We start from the raw sequence: 15,562 nt of genomic DNA on the forward strand, positions 1-15,562 counted from the left end.
CAGCGGATCGGCGAACCTCGACGCACGACAACACCGCTCACTACCTCCTACAAAAGCCCACAGAGGAGCCTAGTCAGCGATGTCCGTTTTCAGCGTCGGGTGTCACCCGTTCGGTTCATTGGTAGCAGGGCTTCTCGAACTTGAAATCTTTTGCCGTGGAACCGGTGAAGAAGTCCTCTACCAGCGTCACTCCGGTCGGAGCGGCGTCGTCGGGCTTGTAGAGGGTCGACTGGCGGAACAGTGCGTCCTGGGGCGAAGCGGAGAAATTACCTGCACCCGAAGGAAGCATGCCCTCGTAGTCCACCGAGGTGAGCTGACGCACAGCGGCGAGCACTCCGGCGCGCGTCAGGTCCTTGTTCGAGGCGGCCTTCTCCAGCGCGGCCTTCAACGGGTACGCCCACACCCAACCGGCGGTGTAGCCGTCGTTCGGCGTCACGCCGGGCAGTGCGGCACGCATCGCGGTGTGGCCGACGGACTCGGTGCCCCACGACTTCCACGGCGCCGACTGCATGTACAGCGCCTTGATCGCGGGCGCGGCCGGCGACTTCAGCAGACCGGGGTTCCACGTCGGCGAGGTGCCGATGAACTTGCCCTTGAAACCACGGGCCGCGGCCTGACCGATGATCACGGCGGCGTCGGTCGGTCCGGTCGTGAGGATCACCAGGTCCGGCTTCTTCGACACCACGGCGTCGATCGCACCGCCCTGGTTGTCCTGGCCGGCCGTGGTGGTCACGTTCTCGAACGTCAGCCCGCGCTTCTCGGCCGCGATCTTCGTCCCGGCCGCCGCGTCGTCGCCGTAGTCACCGGCGTTGTGCACCGCCATGACGGACTTCACGCCCATCTTCTCGGTGGCGTAGTCGACGGCGTTCATGGACTCGACGCAGTAGTTCGCGCCGGACTCCAGCACGACCTCCTCGTGGCCCCACAAGGAGGTCCACGACGCCGGCACCGAGACCATGGGGGTCTTCTCGAGGTCCGGCAGGATCGCGACGGTCGTGGGAGAGCCCAGCGTCTGGGTCAGCGCCAGGACGCTGTTCTTGATCTCCTGGTAGACCTGGTTGTGGATCTGCGGGTTGTACTTGTTGTCCTTGACGTACTTCGTGACGTCGACCTCGTAGCCGCCGATGCCGCCCTTGTCGTTCACACGCTTCCAGAACGCCTTCTGCGAGTCCGTGATCGGCACGGCCAGGGTCTTGAACGGCCCCTCGGTGAGGTCCGAGATGGTGCCGAGGTAGATGCAGCCCTTGGACTTGTCGACGGCCTCCGGGCACGCCTCCTTCGTCACACCGGCGTCGACCTTGATCCCGCCCGCGCCCTCCTGAGGTGCGGCGCCATCCCCTCCTCGACAGGAGGCAACAAAAAGCAACAACGCCCCAACGTACAGCGTCAATTTATTGGGACTTGCAAGTCTCTTACCGGACATGGGGATTCTCTCCTCAGTACGAGAACGGCCAGGTGCGCCAGTAGTTGCGGACGCGGACCCAGATGCCGAACAACCCGCGTGGCTCGACGATGAGGAACACGATGATGAGCACGCCGTAGAGCACGGCTTCCAGCTGGAAGACCGTGATCACGCCGGTCGCGTCACCACTGATGAACGGCAGCACCGCGGGGAGCTCCCTGGTGATGCGTGGCAGCAGGGTGATGAAGAGCGCGCCCATGATCGCTCCGGAGATGGTGCCCGCGCCGCCGATGAGCACCATCGCGATGTACTGCACTGACAACAGCAGGCTGAACGAGCCAGGATCGAAGAACCCGTTCACCACGAACAACAACGCGCCCGCGACACCCGCGTAGAACGAGGACACCGCGAACGCCAGGACCTTGTACCTCGTCAGGTCGACACCGATCACCGACGCGGCCAGGTCCCGGTCCCGCACCGCCGCGAACGCGCGCCCGACCCGCGAGCGCACGAGGTTCCGCGCCAGCACACCGAAGATCACCAGCAGCACGAACATCAGCAGGTACAGCTGCTGTGCCGCCGTGAACATCCCGTTGTCCTGATCCAGCCGCACCCCGAACAGCTCGGGCACGGCCGCCGGCCGGCCGACTCCCGGCCCGCCGGTCAGCGACGTCCACTCCCGGAACACGTGCTCTCCCAGGAAGACCAGTCCCAGCGTCACGATCGCGAGGTAGAGCCCCCGCAACCGCACCGCCACCGGCGCCACCAGGACGCCGAAGAGCGCGGCCACCAGTCCCGAGGCCAGCAGCCAGATCGGCAGCGACGTGATGCCGAAGCCGATCACCCGCCCGGTCTCGGAACCCGAAAGCGCCGCACCCGTGTACGCACCGATCGCGAGGAAGAACGCGTGCCCCAGGGAGACCTGGCCCGCGTACCCCGTGACGATGTTCAGCCCGATCGCGCCGATCGCCGCCACGAACCCGGTGGCGAGCAGCTGCAACAGGTCGTCGGTGATCATGAACGGCAGGAACAGCGCGACCACGACGAGGCCACCCGTCCACGCGCGTTTGGGACGCGTGTTCAGGAAACCCATGTCCTGCTTGTAGGAGGTGTAGAGCTCTGGCCTGCCCTTGATGCTCGCCGGCCTCTTCACAGACGTTCCACCTCCCGTTTGCCGAACAGTCCGTACGGTCTGACGAGCAGAACGAGCAGCATCAACGCGTACGGCGCGACCAGCCCGAAGTTCGGGCCGAGCCACGGGGCGAAGTCGTTCTGGTAGGTGCCGAAGAGCGACTCGACGACCCCGACCGTGACCCCGCCGACCACGGCGCCGCCCAGCGACTCCAGGCCGCCGATGATGATCGCGGGCAACGCCTTCAGCGCCACGATCCAGAGCTGCTGGTCGACACCGGCGCCCGTCGCGACGAACACACCGGCCAGTGCGGCGAGCCCGCCGGCCAGTGCCCACGACAGCGCGAACACCGAGCCGACCGAGATCCCCTGCGCCAGCGCGACCTCCTGGTCGTAGGCGACGGCCCGCATCGCGAGCCCGATGCGCGAGTAGCGGAAGAAGACGAACAACGCGGCCGTCACGACGGCGGTCGTCGCGATCATCACGAGGTACCGCTGCTGCACCTCTGCGCCGAGGAACTCCACCGTGTTCAGGCCCCACGGGTCGCCGACCTGCCGGACGTCGAGGCCGATGAACGCGTTCGTCACCACCCTGACCACGACGTCCACGCCGATGGTGATGATCGCGACCACGAACACCGGCTTGCCGACCATCGGCCGCAGCACCGTGCGTTCGACCCCCAGCGCCAGCACCGCGATCACCACGGCGGCGACGAGGACCGCACCCACGAACGTCACCGCGGGCGAGAGGTACGAGACCAGCACCGCGCCCGCCAGCATGAACGCCGGCTGCGCGAAGCTGATCACCTGCGTCGACTTGTAGATGATCACGAAGCCGAGTGCGAGCAGCGAGTAAATGGACCCGGTGCCGAGACCCCGGATCAACGACTGGAGAAACTCATCCATACATGCTCTCCACGAGGTCGTCGAACATCTTGCCCAGCGCGGATCTCTTCACCTTCTGGGTCGCGGTCAGCTCGCCGTCCTCGTGGTCGAGCTCCTTGGGGAACATGCGGAACTTCTTGATCTGCTCGACCGCGGCGAACTTCCCGTTCACCTCGGTGACGATCTTCTGCACCAGTTCCAGCACCTCGGCCTTCTCCGACAGGTCCCGGTAGGTGGTGTAGGTGATCTTGCGCTGTTGCGCCCAGTGGCCGACCGTCTCGTACTCGATGCCGATCAGCGCGACCAGGTACTTGCGCTGGTCGCCGATCACGACGGCTTCCTTGATGTACGGGGAGGTCTTGAGCGCGTTCTCCAGCTCAGACGGCGAGATGTTCTTGCCACCGGCGGTGATGATGATGTCCTTCATCCGGTCGGTGATCTTCACGTGCGTGCCGTCGACCCACTCGCCGACGTCACCGGTGTGCAGCCAGCCGTCGCTGAGAACCCGTTGGGTGGACTCGGGATCCTGCCAGTAGCCGGCGAACGTGCCGCCGTGCTTCGTGAGGATCTCGCCGGTCTCCTCGTCGATCCGCAGTTCGGTGCCGGGCTGCGGTTCGCCGACCGTGCCGAGCTTGACGCGTCCCGGCCGGTTTCCCGTTGCCACGGCGGTGTTCTCGGTCATGCCGTAGACCTCGTGCATCGGCACCCCGATGCCCATGAAGAACTTCAGCACGTCCGGTGCGATCGGCGCGGCACCCGAGGCCGCGTACCGGACGTACCTCATGCCGATGCGGGCCTTCAGCGCGCGGAAGCAGAACAACCAGCCCAGCGCGTAGATCAACCGGCTCTTGCCGGTGTGCCTGCCACCGTTGTGCACCAGCGTCTCGCCGAGCTCCTCGGCGCGCTTGAGCCAGAACCTCGTGGTGGTGCGCTTGATCCAGGACGCTGACGACACACTGATCGTGACGCCCGCCAGCACCTTCTCCCAGATGCGCGGGACGCCGAACAGGATCGTCGGCTGCACCTCGCGCAAGTTCGCCTGCACCGTCTCGATCGACTCGGCGAAGTGGACCTGCACACCGCTGGCCGCGCTGAACCACGTCGTGAAGATCCGCTCGGCGACGTGGCACAACGGCAGGTAGGACAGCGTGACGTCGGCGGAGGACGGCGGTGGCGAAGTGAAACCGCCGCCCTCCACCAGCACGTGGACCGCGAACTCGACGTTGGCGACGGTGAGCATCGCGCCCTTGGGCGGCCCGGTGGTGCCGGACGTGTAGATCAACGTCATGACGTCGTCGGGCCGGGTGGCCGCCATGCGTTCCGCGAGCTCGTCGGGGAACGAGTCCCGGTGCTGCGCGCCCAGCGCCAGGAAGTCGGCCCAGGACAGCAGTTTCGGGTTGTCGTAGCGGCCTTTGATCCCGCGTGGTTCGACGTAGACGATCCACTCCAGGTCGGGGGTGTCCTCCAGCACGAGCAACGCCTTGTCGACCTGTTCCTGGTCTTCCGCGATCAGGATCCGCGTGCCCGAGTGCGACAGCAGGTAGGCGACCTCGGACGCGGGGTTCGTCGGGTAGAGCCCGACCGTGATGCCCTGGGCCGCGACGATGCCGAGGTCGGCGTAGAGCCATTCGCGCCGGTTCTCGGAGTGGATCGCGACCCGGTCGCCCGGTTGCAGCCCCAGTGCGAGCAGCGCGTGCCCGACCAGCTCGACGTTCGCCCAGTAGCCGGACCAGGTGACCTCCTGCCAGATCCCGAAGTCCTTGGCACGCAGAGCGATCTGCTCGGGCGTGCTCTCAGCCCTGTTCTTGACGCGCGTGACCACTGTCGTGATCGTTTTGGTGTGGGTCATTGGGTCACGCTCTTGTGCTGCTCGCCGAGGTACGCGCGGATGACGTCGGGGTCCTGCTGCACCTCCGCGGGCGTGCCGGTGCGGATGGGGCGGCCGAAGTCCATGACCATCACCCGGTCGGCGAGGTCCATCACGAGGCCCATGTCGTGCTCCACCATGATCATCGGGATGTTCAGCTCCTCGCGGACGTCGAGGATGAACCGGGCCATGTCCTCGGTCTCCTCGACGTTCATGCCGGCCACCGGCTCGTCGAGCAGCAGGAGCTTGGGCTCCATCGCGAGCGCCCTGCCCAGTTCGACGCGCTTCTGCACGCCGTAGGGCAGCAGGCCGACCGGGAACCGGCGCCACTGCTCCAGTTCCAGGAAGTCGATCACTTCCTCGACCGCCGCCCTGTTCTTCAGCTCCTCGCTGCGCGCCTTGCCGAGCCAGAAGAACGCCGACAACGCGCCGTACCGCATGTGGTTGTGGCGGCCCAGCATGAGGTTGTCGACGACGGTGAGGTGGGAGAACAGCTCGATGTTCTGGAACGTGCGGGCCATGCCCCGCGCGGCGATGCGGTGCGGCCGCATGCCGATCAGGTCGTCGCCGTGGAACCGCACGGTGCCCTGCTGCGGCCGGTAGACGCCGCTCAGGACGTTGAAGATGGACGTCTTGCCGGCGCCGTTGGGGCCGATGACGGCGAACAGCTCACCCTCGTCGACCTGGAACGACACCCCGTCGACGGCGACGACGCCGTTGAACGCGAGCCGGACGTCGGTGACCTCCAGAACGCTCACGACAGCCACCTCTTCCTGCGCTTGTAGTGCTTGACCGCACGGAACGAGGAGGTGCCGAGGCCTAGGTAGAACTCGCGGATGTCGTCGTCGGCCAGCAGTGCCTGCGCCGGCTTGTCCATGACGACCTTGCCGGTCTCCAGCACGTAGCCGTGGTCGGCGATGGAGAGCGCCATGCTGGCGTTCTGCTCGACCAGCAGGACCGTGGTGCCCTGCTCGTTGATCTTCACGACGAGGTCGCGGATCTGCTGCACGAGCAACGGCGCGAGGCCGAGGCTGGGTTCGTCCAGCAGGAGGTAGGACGGTTCCGACATGAGCGCCCTGCCGATCGAGAGCATCTGCTGCTCGCCGCCGGACAGGTAACCGGCGCTCTGTCTTCGCCTTTCCAGCAGCCGTGGAAACAGCTCGTAGCAGCGGTCGAGGTTCTGCTTGAGCCGCTTGGGTCTCGCGTGGCCGCCGACCTTGAGGTTCTCCTCGACGGTCAGCTCGGCCAGGATCCTGCGTCCCTCCAGCGCCTGTTTGATGCCCCGGTCCGCGATCTTCGCCGGTGAGAGGCGGTGGATCGGTTCACCGTCGAGCGTGATCGAGCCCTTGGTGACCTTGCCGTCGTGCACGTCGAGCAGGCCGCTGAAGGCCCTCATCAACGTCGTTTTGCCTGCTCCGTTGGCTCCGAGCAGTGCCACGACCTTGCCCTGGGGCACCTGCAGGCTCACGCCTCGGAGCACCAGCATCACGTCGTCGTAGACAACCTCAAGGTTGTTCGCCTCGAGCACCAGCGCCTCCTAGGGGGCGTTTACATACCGCGCAGTATGCCGCTCTTGTTACATGGATCACATAGCGATTTGACCACTGTGGGCGAATTCGTGATGCGCAGATCGCGATTGGACCAGCACTCAGCGTGACTATCCACAATGGACAAGTAGCGGATGTGTAACGGGGCGTGACGCGGGTACTCACCTGATGACGACAACCGATCGAGGAGGTTTTGTGACCACCATTGAGAAGTCGGTGGACGTCCTGGTGCCCGTGAGCACGGCGTACAACCAGTGGACCCAGTTCGAGTCCTTCCCGGCGTTCATGGACGGCGTGGAGAAGATCGACCAGGTCACGCCGACCAGGACCCACTGGACGACGAAGATCGGCGGGGTCGTCCGCGAGTTCGACGCGGAGATCACCGAACAGCACGCCGACGAGCGCGTCGCGTGGACTTCCGTCGAGGGCCCGCCGCAGGGCGGCGTCGTGACGTTCCACCGCATCGACAACGAGACGACCCGGGTGCACCTCCAGATGGAGTACGAGCCCGAGACCCTCACCGAGAAGGCAGGAGCCGCGCTCGGCGTGGTCGGCCACCGGATCGAGGGCGACCTGAAGCGGTTCAAGGAGTTCATCGAGAACCGCGGTGTCGAGACAGGCGCCTGGCGTGGCGACGTCACGCCGCCGCCCCAGGTCTGATCGTGGTGCGCGTTGACCCCAGATCAGCACGCGGCGTTCGAGGAACTCGGCCGCACCGCCCGTGATTCGCAGTGCTACTACGCGCTGCGGGACAGGCTGGTGCGCGAGTACCTCCCGCTCGCCCGGCACATCGCCCGCCGCTTCAGCGAACGCGGCGAGCCGATGGAAGACCTGGCGCAAGTGGCAGCGGTCGGCTTGATCAACGCCATCGACCGGTTCGACGTGGGCCGGCAGACGGACTTCCTGTCCTACGCCGTGCCCACGATCACCGGCGAGGTGCGGCGCCACTTCCGCGACCAGTGCTGGGCGGTGCGCGTTCCCCGCAGGCTGAAGGAGTTGTGCGACTCGATCGACGGAGCCACCGCCGAACTGTCGCACCGAACCGGGCGATCTCCCACTCCCTCCGAGATCGCCCGGCACCTGGGGATGCCGGTCAACGACGTCTACGAGGGCCTGCGGATCGAGAAGAACGTGGCGTTCGCGCCGCTCGACTCGCTCGAGGGCTCGACCGTCGACGACCCGGCACTGGAAGGCGTCGAGATCCACGAGGCCCTGCAGCCGATGCTGCGGGGCCTCCCTCGACGGGAACGGACCATCGTGGTGCTGCGCTTCTTCGGCCGCCTGACCCAGACCGAGATCGCCCGCCGTGTCGGCATCTCCCAGATGCACGTGTCACGCCTGCTCACGAAGTCCCTGGAGCAGCTGCGGCACGATCTCCTGGCCGAAGAGTGAAATGAGCGAGCAGGAATGTCCGTTTCTGGCGATACTGGCCCCATGAACCGGTTGCGGTGGCCTCAGAAGCTGGCGCTCGGCACTGGCGCCGTGCTCGTGCTGTGGGGAGTGGCCGGGTTCTTCGTGACCGGCCTCTCGTCCTTCGCCGGTGAGTCCGAGACGTGGATCCTCGGCCTGCGCGTCAACCCGCTGCAGAACGTCATCCACCTGGTCTTCGGCGCCGCACTGCTGCTGTCCGTTCCCCGGTTGAAGGCGCTGAGCGGAACCGCGCTGCTGGTGGCGGTGCTGTTCCTGGTGATGTTCGGGCTGGGCCTCGCCCGCTACGACGACGAGGTCGTCAACTTCCTGAACGTGAACCCCGGCTCGAACGCGCTGCACTTCATCGCCGGGTTCGCGGCGCTGGCCGCGGCGCAGGGTGCCGCGTGGTGCCGGCAGTGCGACCGCGCCGCGCTCAAGGCCTCCTGAGCAGCCTGCGGACCGCCCGTTCCGGGTCGCCTCCGCCGATGACCTCGCCTTTCTCGAACGCGTCGACCAGGCGTGGGTCGACGTAGGACTTCCTCGCCACCGACGGCGTGTTGCCCAGGTTCTCCGCGACCTCCTTCATGACCCGGCTGACCGCCCGCGCCGACGGCTCCGGCTGCGCCGCGAAGGCCTGGGCGGCGAACACCGTGGCGTGCCAGGTGCGCAGGTCCTTCACGCTGAACTCGTCGCCGACCAGCTCGCGGAAGCGTTCGTTGACGTCGTCGGCGGTGAGGTCGAAGACCCGGCAGTCCGGTGTCTTGCCCTTGACCAGCGCGCGGACGGCCCTCGCGAGCTTCGGGTCGGTGACCTCCTCGTCGACCTGCACCCCGGACTTGGCCGGGAACCGGAACCGGACCCGATCGCCGGTCACCGAGAGGTGGTCGCACAGCAGGGTCGAGACGCCGTGGGTGCCGTTCTCCTCCACGTACGCCTCGTGGCCGACGCGGAAGATGCCCAGATCGAGCATTCGCAACGCGATCGCGAGCAACCGCTTGGGGCCGCGCGCCCTCATGTCCTTCTCGATCTGCTCGCGGAACCCGCCGAGCTTCGGGGCGAGCTTCAGCACCCGGACGAACTTCTCCGCGTCCCGATCGGTCCGCCATTGCTCGTGGTAGAGGTACTGACGGCGGCCGGCGTCGTCCACGCCCACCGCCTGGATGTGGCCGCTGGGGTGCGGCGAGATCCACACGTCCTGCCACGCCGGCGGGATGACCAGGGCTTTCACCCGGTTCACGTCCTCAGCGGACAGTGGCTCGCCCGCCGCGTCCAGGTAGCGGAACCCCCGGCCGTGCCTGCGCCGGGTCCACCCCTTCCCGGACGGGTCGCTGCGCCGCAGTCTCATCTGGTCCCTCCGAGATTGATCACCATGGAACGCGGGTACCCGCCCGGCGATGAATCACTACACGGTCGGCGTGGAACAGGAGTTCCTGCTGGTAGACCCCGATTCGCGGCGGCCGGTGGCGCTGGCGCCCCGAGTCGGGGAGATCTCGCGCGCGCCCGGGGACCTCGACGTGCAGGGCGAGCTGACGCCGTTCCAGATCGAGGTGGCGACCGGGGTCACGTCTTCCTTCGAGGAACTGGACGAGCAGGTGCGCCGGGGACGGCGGGTGCTCGTGGACGCCGCCGACGAGGCCGGGTGCCGGCTCGTGGCGACCGGTATGCCGCCCATCGGTGAGGCCGGACCCCCTCCCGGATCGGATGACCCCCGCTATCACCGGATCGAGTACTCCCACCGGAGACTCGTGACAGGCACCGGCGCGTGCGGATTGCATGTGCACGTGGGTGTTTCATCGAAGGCCGAAGCATTGGCGGCGTCGAACAAGCTGCGGGTGTGGCTGCCGACGTTGCTGGCGCTGAGCGCGAACTCCCCGTACTACCAGGGAGAGGACACCGGCTACGCGAGCTGGCGGTCGATGGTGTGGTCGCGCTGGCCGGTGAGCGGACCGCCGCAGCACTGGCGCGGGACCGAGGACTACGACCGGACCGTCGAGGCGCTGATCAGCTCGGAAGCGTTGATGGACAGGGCGATGGTGTACTGGGACGTCCGCCCGTCGGCCGATCATCCGACGGTTGAGGTCCGGGTGGCGGACATTCCCCAGCTGGCAACGGAAGTCTCGGTGCTCGCCGAGTTGATCAGGGCCCTCGTCGTGACGGAACCCTCCGAACAGCGGGTGGACGATTCCGTGCTGCGGGCGGCATATTGGCGGGCGTCGCGCGACGGGGTCGACGGACTGGCCGCCGATCCACACACCGGAAAACTCTCCCCCGCGTTCGACCGGGCAGTTTCGCTCGTTGAGCACGTCGCGGTCGCGCTGCGCGATCGTGGCACTCTGTCTACTGTGGAGCACCAGTTGGACTGGTTGCGCCACAACGGCTGCGGTGCCGCTCGGCAACGACGCTGCCCGGACCCCGAGTCCCTTGTGGACATGCTGATCGCCCGAACGCGTGAGGAAACCTGATGCGCCTCCCCGCTCCCCGCGGCCACATGAGCTCCGCCCTGGTCGCAGCGCTGCGCCTGCCGCCCCTGCCGCGGCCGGCACTGCTCGTCAGCGGCGGCACCAGAGACGCGTGGCTCGACGACGACCTGCAGCTGTCGCTGTGGATCTGCTACGAGCTGCGGATGCGCGGTTTCGACGACGTCGCCGCCGGCTGGGAGGACCACCCGGCCCTGGCCCAGTTCCACGGAGCCCTCGAAGCGCGCTGGGAGCAGGCGCTGCGGTCGCTGACCGAGGTCACCTCCCCCGTGGCGCTGCCGGAGGAGGGCCTGGCGGAGCTCCGCCGCCACCACGCGTTCTGGCGGCCGCGCCGCGAGATGCGTTCGGTGCTGCGCGACATCCAGGGCGACGCGTACGGCACCCGTTCCGAGCGGACGCACTCGGTGCTGTTCACCGTGACGTTGCGCGAGCTCGACTCGTTCGTCGGCGTCGACGAGATGCCCGCGCCGACCCTCGCCCTGGCGAACGCCCTGTCGTTGTTCGGCCTGCACCGCCGCCTGGTGGGCGCGCTGGTCGGGTTCCTGACCGCCGTCGACACCATCGGCGGTGACCCGTTCGCGCAGCTGCTGCCCGTCCAGTGCCCGCCGGAGGACGTCCGCCTCGGCTTCACCGCCTGCCACGAACTGCACGCCCGCCTGACCCAGCACGTCCACGCCTCCCTGCTGGCGGGCCGCACCTCGTTGAGGGGCCGTCGAGCGCCGGTTTCGAGCAGGGTTAACGTGGGGTGCTGACAGCTGACCGAAGGAGATCGCGTGCCTGACCCCGCCGCACTGGCCACCGTGGTCGCAGATCGGATCGCGCCCGACGTCGTCGTGCTGCACGTGTCCGGTGAGCTGGACACCACCTCGAGCGGCGAACTGACCGGGCCGCTGGAGGACCACGTGGCGGAGGGCCAGCGCGCCGTCGTCGTGGACCTCGGCGGCGTGAAGTTCCTGGGATCCGCCGGGCTGGAGGCTCTCGTCCTCGGGCAGCAGCGCGCTTCGCGCGGTGGTGTCGAGTTCGTGGTGGTGGCGTCCACCAGGGCGGCGCTGCGGCCGATCGAGGCGACCGGGCTGGACACGGTGTTCACGATCCTGGGCTCGATGGACGAGGCCGTGGAGCGCTACTCGGCCTGAGCGAGGCCGGTGTCCTCCTCGACGGCGTCGATCCGCATCCGGGGGTACGCCTTCGCGTACTCCACTGTGACGATGTTGATCGCCGCCGCCGACGGCGAGCCCTGAGGCCCGCTGACGTTCACCACGACCGGCGACGCGGACCGTTCCAGCAGCGGCAGGAAGGCCTCCAGAACGCGGGTGGCCCCTTCGAGTGCGCCCTCGAAGGTCACCTCCGCGGCTCCGCCCTTGTTGACCAGCACGTCGAGCGAGTCCAGCGTCGCGGTCGAGGTGATCAGCACAGAAGCCATGCTTCCCACGTTAATCCTGGCCGATGTCCTCGTACCAGAGCTCGGGGCGCTCGGCGATGAACGTGGTCATCAGGTCGATCAGCGCGGCGTCCTCGACGACGGTGATGCCGACACCGTGCTCGGCCAGCCAGTCGTGGCCGCCGTGGAACGTCGTGGCCTCGCCGATCAGGACGTTCGAGATGCCGAACTGCCGGACCAGGCCGCTGCAGTACCAGCACGGCGACAGGGTCGTGACCATGGTCGTGCCGCGGTAGCTGCGCTGGCGGCCCGCGTTGCGGAAGGCCGAGGTCTCCGCGTGCATCGAGGCGTCGCCGTCCTGCACGCGGCGGTTGTGGCCCCGGCCCAGCAGACGGCCGTCGCCGTCGAAGAGCGCCGCGCCGATGGGGATCCCGCCCTCGGCGAGTCCCATCCGCGCCTCTTCGACGGCGACGGCCAGCATGTCTTCAGCAGCGGTCATGCATTCGACGCTACTTCGTCTTGTACAACTTCACCGTCATCGACGTGCCGCTCTGGCGCAGAACCTTCAGGCCGACACCGACGGCGGGCAGCTTCACGCCCGCGTTCGGCTGCTCGGCGAACCAGAACTGCTTCGTGTCGTCGAACGTCGGCTGGGCCGCCGCACCGCGGACGTAGGACGCCTTGCCGTTGACGTGCAACGTGAAGGAGTCCGACTTCTGCAGTGAGAACGGCGCGTCGTAGCCGCTGACGGTCGGCGACCAGCGCTGACCCTCCAGGTTGTAGAGCGGGGCCGGGTTGGCGTCGATCGGCAGGATCAGGCCCTCACCGGGGTGCTCGCTCACGTTGTTGTCGAGGAAGCTCGTGTTCCACAACGACACCAGCAGGCCGTCCTGGTACGGGAAGTGCTCCACGAAGTCGGGCTTGTCCGGGAAGCTGTAGCGGTACGGGCCGGTCTGGTTGTACTTGCCGTACGACTCGTAGGTGCGGTTCGACGCGATGTAGAACTGGTCGAACGTCTTCGTTTCCTTGCCCTCGGTCGTGCGGAAACCGCGCGTGGTCCACACACCGGCGGTCTCGCCGCCGTCGGTCAGCACCGGGGCGCCGTCCGCGGTCACCGTGATCTGGTCGGCGAAGAAGCCCTGCAACGCGAGGGCGCCGTCGGTGCGGTAGGCGAAGCGCAGCTTGGTGTTCTTGCCGGCGTACGCGTCGAGCGACACGTTCACGTCGACCCACTGGTTGTCCGACGAGCTGCTGATCGCGGGCGAGTTGCCGGAGTCGCGGGCGAACGGCTGGCCACCGGCGGTGCCGTCGAGCTGCGTCCAGCTGCCGTCCTCATTGGACGCTTCGACGTAGAGGTAGTCGTAGTCGGCCTCGATGTCGAAGCGGGCCTTGAGGGTGAGCGACGCCGACGTCTTGCCGCGCAGGTCCAGCGGGGTGGTCATGGAGTGGTCGAGGTCGTTGCCCTTCTCGCTCCACCACATCTTGCTGCCCGCGAAGGGTGCGCCGTAGTCGAAGTTCTTCGAGATGTCCGGCAGGACGACGACGAGTCCCTGGGCCTTGGCGCTGTTGTACTCGTGCGGGCCGAGGTCGAAGACGCGTTCCTGACCGGCGACCGCGACCTCGTAGTCGAGCCAGCCGAGCTGCAGCTTGTCCCACGCGGAGAACTCGTTGGCGCGCTCACCGGGAGCCTCGCCCGGCGCGTTCACCCGGTTCTGGGCCATGATCGACCACCAGTTGACGCCGTTCGTGCCGCCGTTGGTGTCGTAGTGGTCCGGCAGGCCGAGGTCGTGGCCGAACTCGTGCGCGAAGACGCTCACGCCGCCGTTCTCGGGCTGCACGGTGTAGTCGCCGACCCACAGGCCGGTGTCACCGATCTGCGCACCACCGAGCTTGTTGCTGCCAGGACCGGTCGTGTAGTTCTTGTACGCGTAACCGCGGTGGCTCCAGAGCGCGTCCTCACCCTGCAACGGGTCGCCGTCGGCCTGGTCACCACCGGCGTGCACGATCTGGAAGTGGTCGATGTAGCCGTCGGCCTCGTTGAAGTCGCCGTCGGAGTCGTAGTCGTAGCGGTCCCACACGTCGTACTCGGCCAGCGACGCCTTGATCTGCGCGTCGGTCTTGCCGGCGGCCTTCTGGTCCGCGACCCACTGCGTGACGGCGTCCTTGATGAGCTCACGCGAGTTGTTGCAGATGTTGTCGTTGCACGGGTAGCCGTTGCTGCGGCCGTAGCGCGCCTCGTTGTACTTGACCTTCACCCAGTCCGTGACGAGGCCGTTGACGGTGTACCGGCCACTGGACTGCTTGTCGTAGAAGTTCGCGACGGAGTTGGCGTCCTTCTTGCGGCTGAAGTACAGGTCCTGGAAGTACTTCTGGCTGAAGTCCTTGCGCCAGATGGTCGTGTTGTCCACGGCCCGGTTCGGCTCGGGGATCTGGTTGTGCGCCGGCCCGTCGAACCGCTGCGGTCCCGGCGTCGCGGGGTTCGTGTCGCGGTCGGGGTAGTCGGGATGCCGCTCGTTGCCGAACTCCGTGAGGATCACGAAGATCTTGTCGGTCTTCTCCCGCTTGAGCTCGACGTACTGGTCCTTGTTCTGCTTCTTGCTCTTGCCGACCTTCGCGACGGTGCTGGTCCCCCGCTTCTCCGTCGCCTTCTGACCGGTCAGCACGTCGGCGAGCGCCTGCTGCTTCAACGCGCGGCGCTTGACCTCCAGCTCGTGCGGCTGCTCGTCGGACTGCCGCGTCTCCTGCAACTCGGGCTGCGCGGACGGCGTCGCGGTGGCCGGTGTGACCATGCCCGCGGTGATGAGCGCGAGCGCCGCTGCTCCCGCCAGAACTCTTCGCACTTGTCGTTCCCCTCTCGCAATCACGGGGGGACGCTACGTACGGGTGCTGGGGATCGACACGTCCGAAGGTCGGGACTAAAGGGACAAGCGGCTACCGCGCGGTGCGGCCGACGAAGTCCTCGATGTCTCCCAGCGCGTCTTCGGCTCTGCCGCCGAGTTCTGGATCGCCGAGCAACTCCCGCAACCACGGCACGACGGCGGTCGGCACCACGGGTCACGTCGAGGACCCGTTCCACCAGGCTCACTTCGGCGGCAACCCCTCCACGAACTCCCGGCACCGCCCGACCCACTCCTCCAGCGCCTCGTCCTCCGCCACGGCCTCCCCGTCCACGACCACCCAGCCGTTCATCGGCCGCCCGGTGAAGTCGAAGACGCGGGCACCCGGCTGGGCCAGCGCGTCGGCCTGCGCCTCCGGCCCGACACGGGCGATCAGGTCCGGCCCCAGTGCTCCGACCAGCATGTTTCCCCGCCAGAGGAACACCAGGCTGCCGAACATCTTCCGGGTGTCCAGGTCGGGAAGGTCGCCCAGCGACTCGCCCAGGCGGTGAGCCAGGCCCTCGTCGTACGCCATGCGCTGAATACTGTCTCAGCGAGTTGCCAGGCGCCTCTCAGTTTCGTGTGG

Annotated in this window: 17 protein-coding genes; 6 read left to right on the forward strand and 11 right to left on the reverse strand. The window is 67.4% G+C overall.

Annotated features, from left to right (window positions below):
* Positions 1-115: 115 nt before the first annotated feature.
* The 6 genes from ACSHWB_RS02515 to ACSHWB_RS02540 all read right to left on the reverse strand — a co-directional run bounded on the left by ACSHWB_RS02515 (position 116) and on the right by ACSHWB_RS02540 (position 6,816).
* Positions 116-1,369 (reverse strand): ABC transporter substrate-binding protein, encoded by a 1,254-nt coding sequence (locus ACSHWB_RS02515; protein ID WP_439660468.1) that lies wholly within the window; start codon positions 1,367-1,369, stop codon positions 116-118.
* 67 nt (positions 1,370-1,436) lie between these two features.
* Positions 1,437-2,555: a branched-chain amino acid ABC transporter permease gene (locus tag ACSHWB_RS02520; RefSeq protein ID WP_439660469.1), complete on the reverse strand. Its 1,119-nt coding sequence runs from the start codon at positions 2,553-2,555 to the stop codon at positions 1,437-1,439.
* Positions 2,552-3,439 (reverse strand): branched-chain amino acid ABC transporter permease, encoded by an 888-nt coding sequence (locus ACSHWB_RS02525; protein ID WP_439660470.1) that lies wholly within the window; start codon positions 3,437-3,439, stop codon positions 2,552-2,554. Before ACSHWB_RS02525 ends, ACSHWB_RS02520 begins: the two co-directional genes overlap by 4 nt.
* Positions 3,432-5,267 (reverse strand): AMP-dependent synthetase/ligase, encoded by a 1,836-nt coding sequence (locus ACSHWB_RS02530; protein WP_439660471.1) that lies wholly within the window; start codon positions 5,265-5,267, stop codon positions 3,432-3,434. Before ACSHWB_RS02530 ends, ACSHWB_RS02525 begins: the two co-directional genes overlap by 8 nt.
* Positions 5,264-6,043, reverse strand: a complete 780-nt coding sequence (locus tag ACSHWB_RS02535; RefSeq protein ID WP_439660472.1) for an ABC transporter ATP-binding protein — start codon at positions 6,041-6,043, stop codon at positions 5,264-5,266. The genes ACSHWB_RS02530 and ACSHWB_RS02535 overlap by 4 nt, the downstream gene beginning before the upstream one ends.
* Positions 6,040-6,816, reverse strand: a complete 777-nt coding sequence (locus ACSHWB_RS02540; protein WP_439664502.1) for an ABC transporter ATP-binding protein — start codon at positions 6,814-6,816, stop codon at positions 6,040-6,042. The genes ACSHWB_RS02535 and ACSHWB_RS02540 overlap by 4 nt, the downstream gene beginning before the upstream one ends.
* Positions 6,817-7,027: 211 nt before the next feature.
* Between ACSHWB_RS02540 and ACSHWB_RS02545 the strand changes: the two genes are divergently transcribed.
* Genes ACSHWB_RS02545 through ACSHWB_RS02555 form a run of 3 tightly spaced genes read left to right on the forward strand, consistent with a single transcriptional unit; the run spans position 7,028 to position 8,689 of the window.
* Positions 7,028-7,492, forward strand: coding sequence for an SRPBCC family protein (locus ACSHWB_RS02545; RefSeq protein ID WP_439660473.1), 465 nt, complete (start codon positions 7,028-7,030; stop codon positions 7,490-7,492).
* A gap of 12 nt (positions 7,493-7,504) precedes the next feature.
* Complete coding sequence (locus ACSHWB_RS02550) at positions 7,505-8,224, forward strand: SigB/SigF/SigG family RNA polymerase sigma factor (RefSeq protein WP_439660474.1); 720 nt, start codon at positions 7,505-7,507, stop codon at positions 8,222-8,224.
* Between the two features lie 42 nt (positions 8,225-8,266).
* On the forward strand, positions 8,267-8,689 hold the full coding sequence (locus ACSHWB_RS02555; protein ID WP_439660475.1) for a DUF4383 domain-containing protein: 423 nt from the start codon (positions 8,267-8,269) through the stop codon (positions 8,687-8,689).
* Here ACSHWB_RS02555 and ACSHWB_RS02560 read toward each other — a convergent pair.
* Positions 8,676-9,587: a DNA topoisomerase IB gene (locus ACSHWB_RS02560; protein WP_439660476.1), complete on the reverse strand. Its 912-nt coding sequence runs from the start codon at positions 9,585-9,587 to the stop codon at positions 8,676-8,678. The genes ACSHWB_RS02555 and ACSHWB_RS02560 overlap by 14 nt on opposite strands.
* A 49-nt stretch (positions 9,588-9,636) precedes the next feature.
* Here ACSHWB_RS02560 and ACSHWB_RS02565 point away from each other — a divergent pair, with 49 nt between their 5' ends.
* From ACSHWB_RS02565 to ACSHWB_RS02575, 3 genes are read left to right on the forward strand one after another with little or no spacing between them, the layout of a single operon-like run.
* A complete protein-coding gene (locus tag ACSHWB_RS02565) occupies positions 9,637-10,704 on the forward strand; it encodes a carboxylate-amine ligase (protein ID WP_439660477.1) in 1,068 nt (355 codons plus the stop codon).
* Entirely contained in the window at positions 10,704-11,471 is a 768-nt protein-coding gene (locus tag ACSHWB_RS02570; RefSeq protein WP_439660478.1) for an iron-containing redox enzyme family protein, read from the forward strand. The genes ACSHWB_RS02565 and ACSHWB_RS02570 overlap by 1 nt, the downstream gene beginning before the upstream one ends.
* 21 nt (positions 11,472-11,492) lie before the next feature.
* Positions 11,493-11,855, forward strand: coding sequence for an STAS domain-containing protein (locus ACSHWB_RS02575; RefSeq protein WP_439660479.1), 363 nt, complete (start codon positions 11,493-11,495; stop codon positions 11,853-11,855).
* On the opposite strand, the gene ACSHWB_RS02580 is transcribed toward ACSHWB_RS02575, so the two are convergent.
* The 4 genes from ACSHWB_RS02580 to ACSHWB_RS02595 all read right to left on the reverse strand — a co-directional run bounded on the left by ACSHWB_RS02580 (position 11,843) and on the right by ACSHWB_RS02595 (position 15,511).
* Positions 11,843-12,142, reverse strand: a complete 300-nt coding sequence (locus tag ACSHWB_RS02580) for a hypothetical protein (RefSeq protein WP_439660480.1) — start codon at positions 12,140-12,142, stop codon at positions 11,843-11,845. The two genes, ACSHWB_RS02575 and ACSHWB_RS02580, sit on opposite strands and share 13 nt — an antisense overlap.
* Positions 12,143-12,152: 10 nt before the next feature.
* Positions 12,153-12,599 carry a nucleoside deaminase gene (locus tag ACSHWB_RS02585; protein WP_439660481.1) on the reverse strand — a complete coding sequence of 149 codons (447 nt, stop codon included), beginning with the start codon at positions 12,597-12,599 and terminating at the stop codon, positions 12,153-12,155.
* 10 nt (positions 12,600-12,609) lie between these two features.
* Entirely contained in the window at positions 12,610-14,940 is a 2,331-nt protein-coding gene (locus ACSHWB_RS02590; protein ID WP_439660482.1) for an immune inhibitor A domain-containing protein, read from the reverse strand.
* Between the two features lie 241 nt (positions 14,941-15,181).
* Positions 15,182-15,511: a TfoX/Sxy family protein gene (locus ACSHWB_RS02595; RefSeq protein WP_439660483.1), complete on the reverse strand. Its 330-nt coding sequence runs from the start codon at positions 15,509-15,511 to the stop codon at positions 15,182-15,184.
* Positions 15,512-15,562 lie beyond the last annotated feature (51 nt).

The organism is Lentzea sp. HUAS TT2, assembly GCF_051853195.1.
Classification (GTDB): Bacteria; Actinomycetota; Actinomycetes; order Mycobacteriales; family Pseudonocardiaceae; genus Lentzea.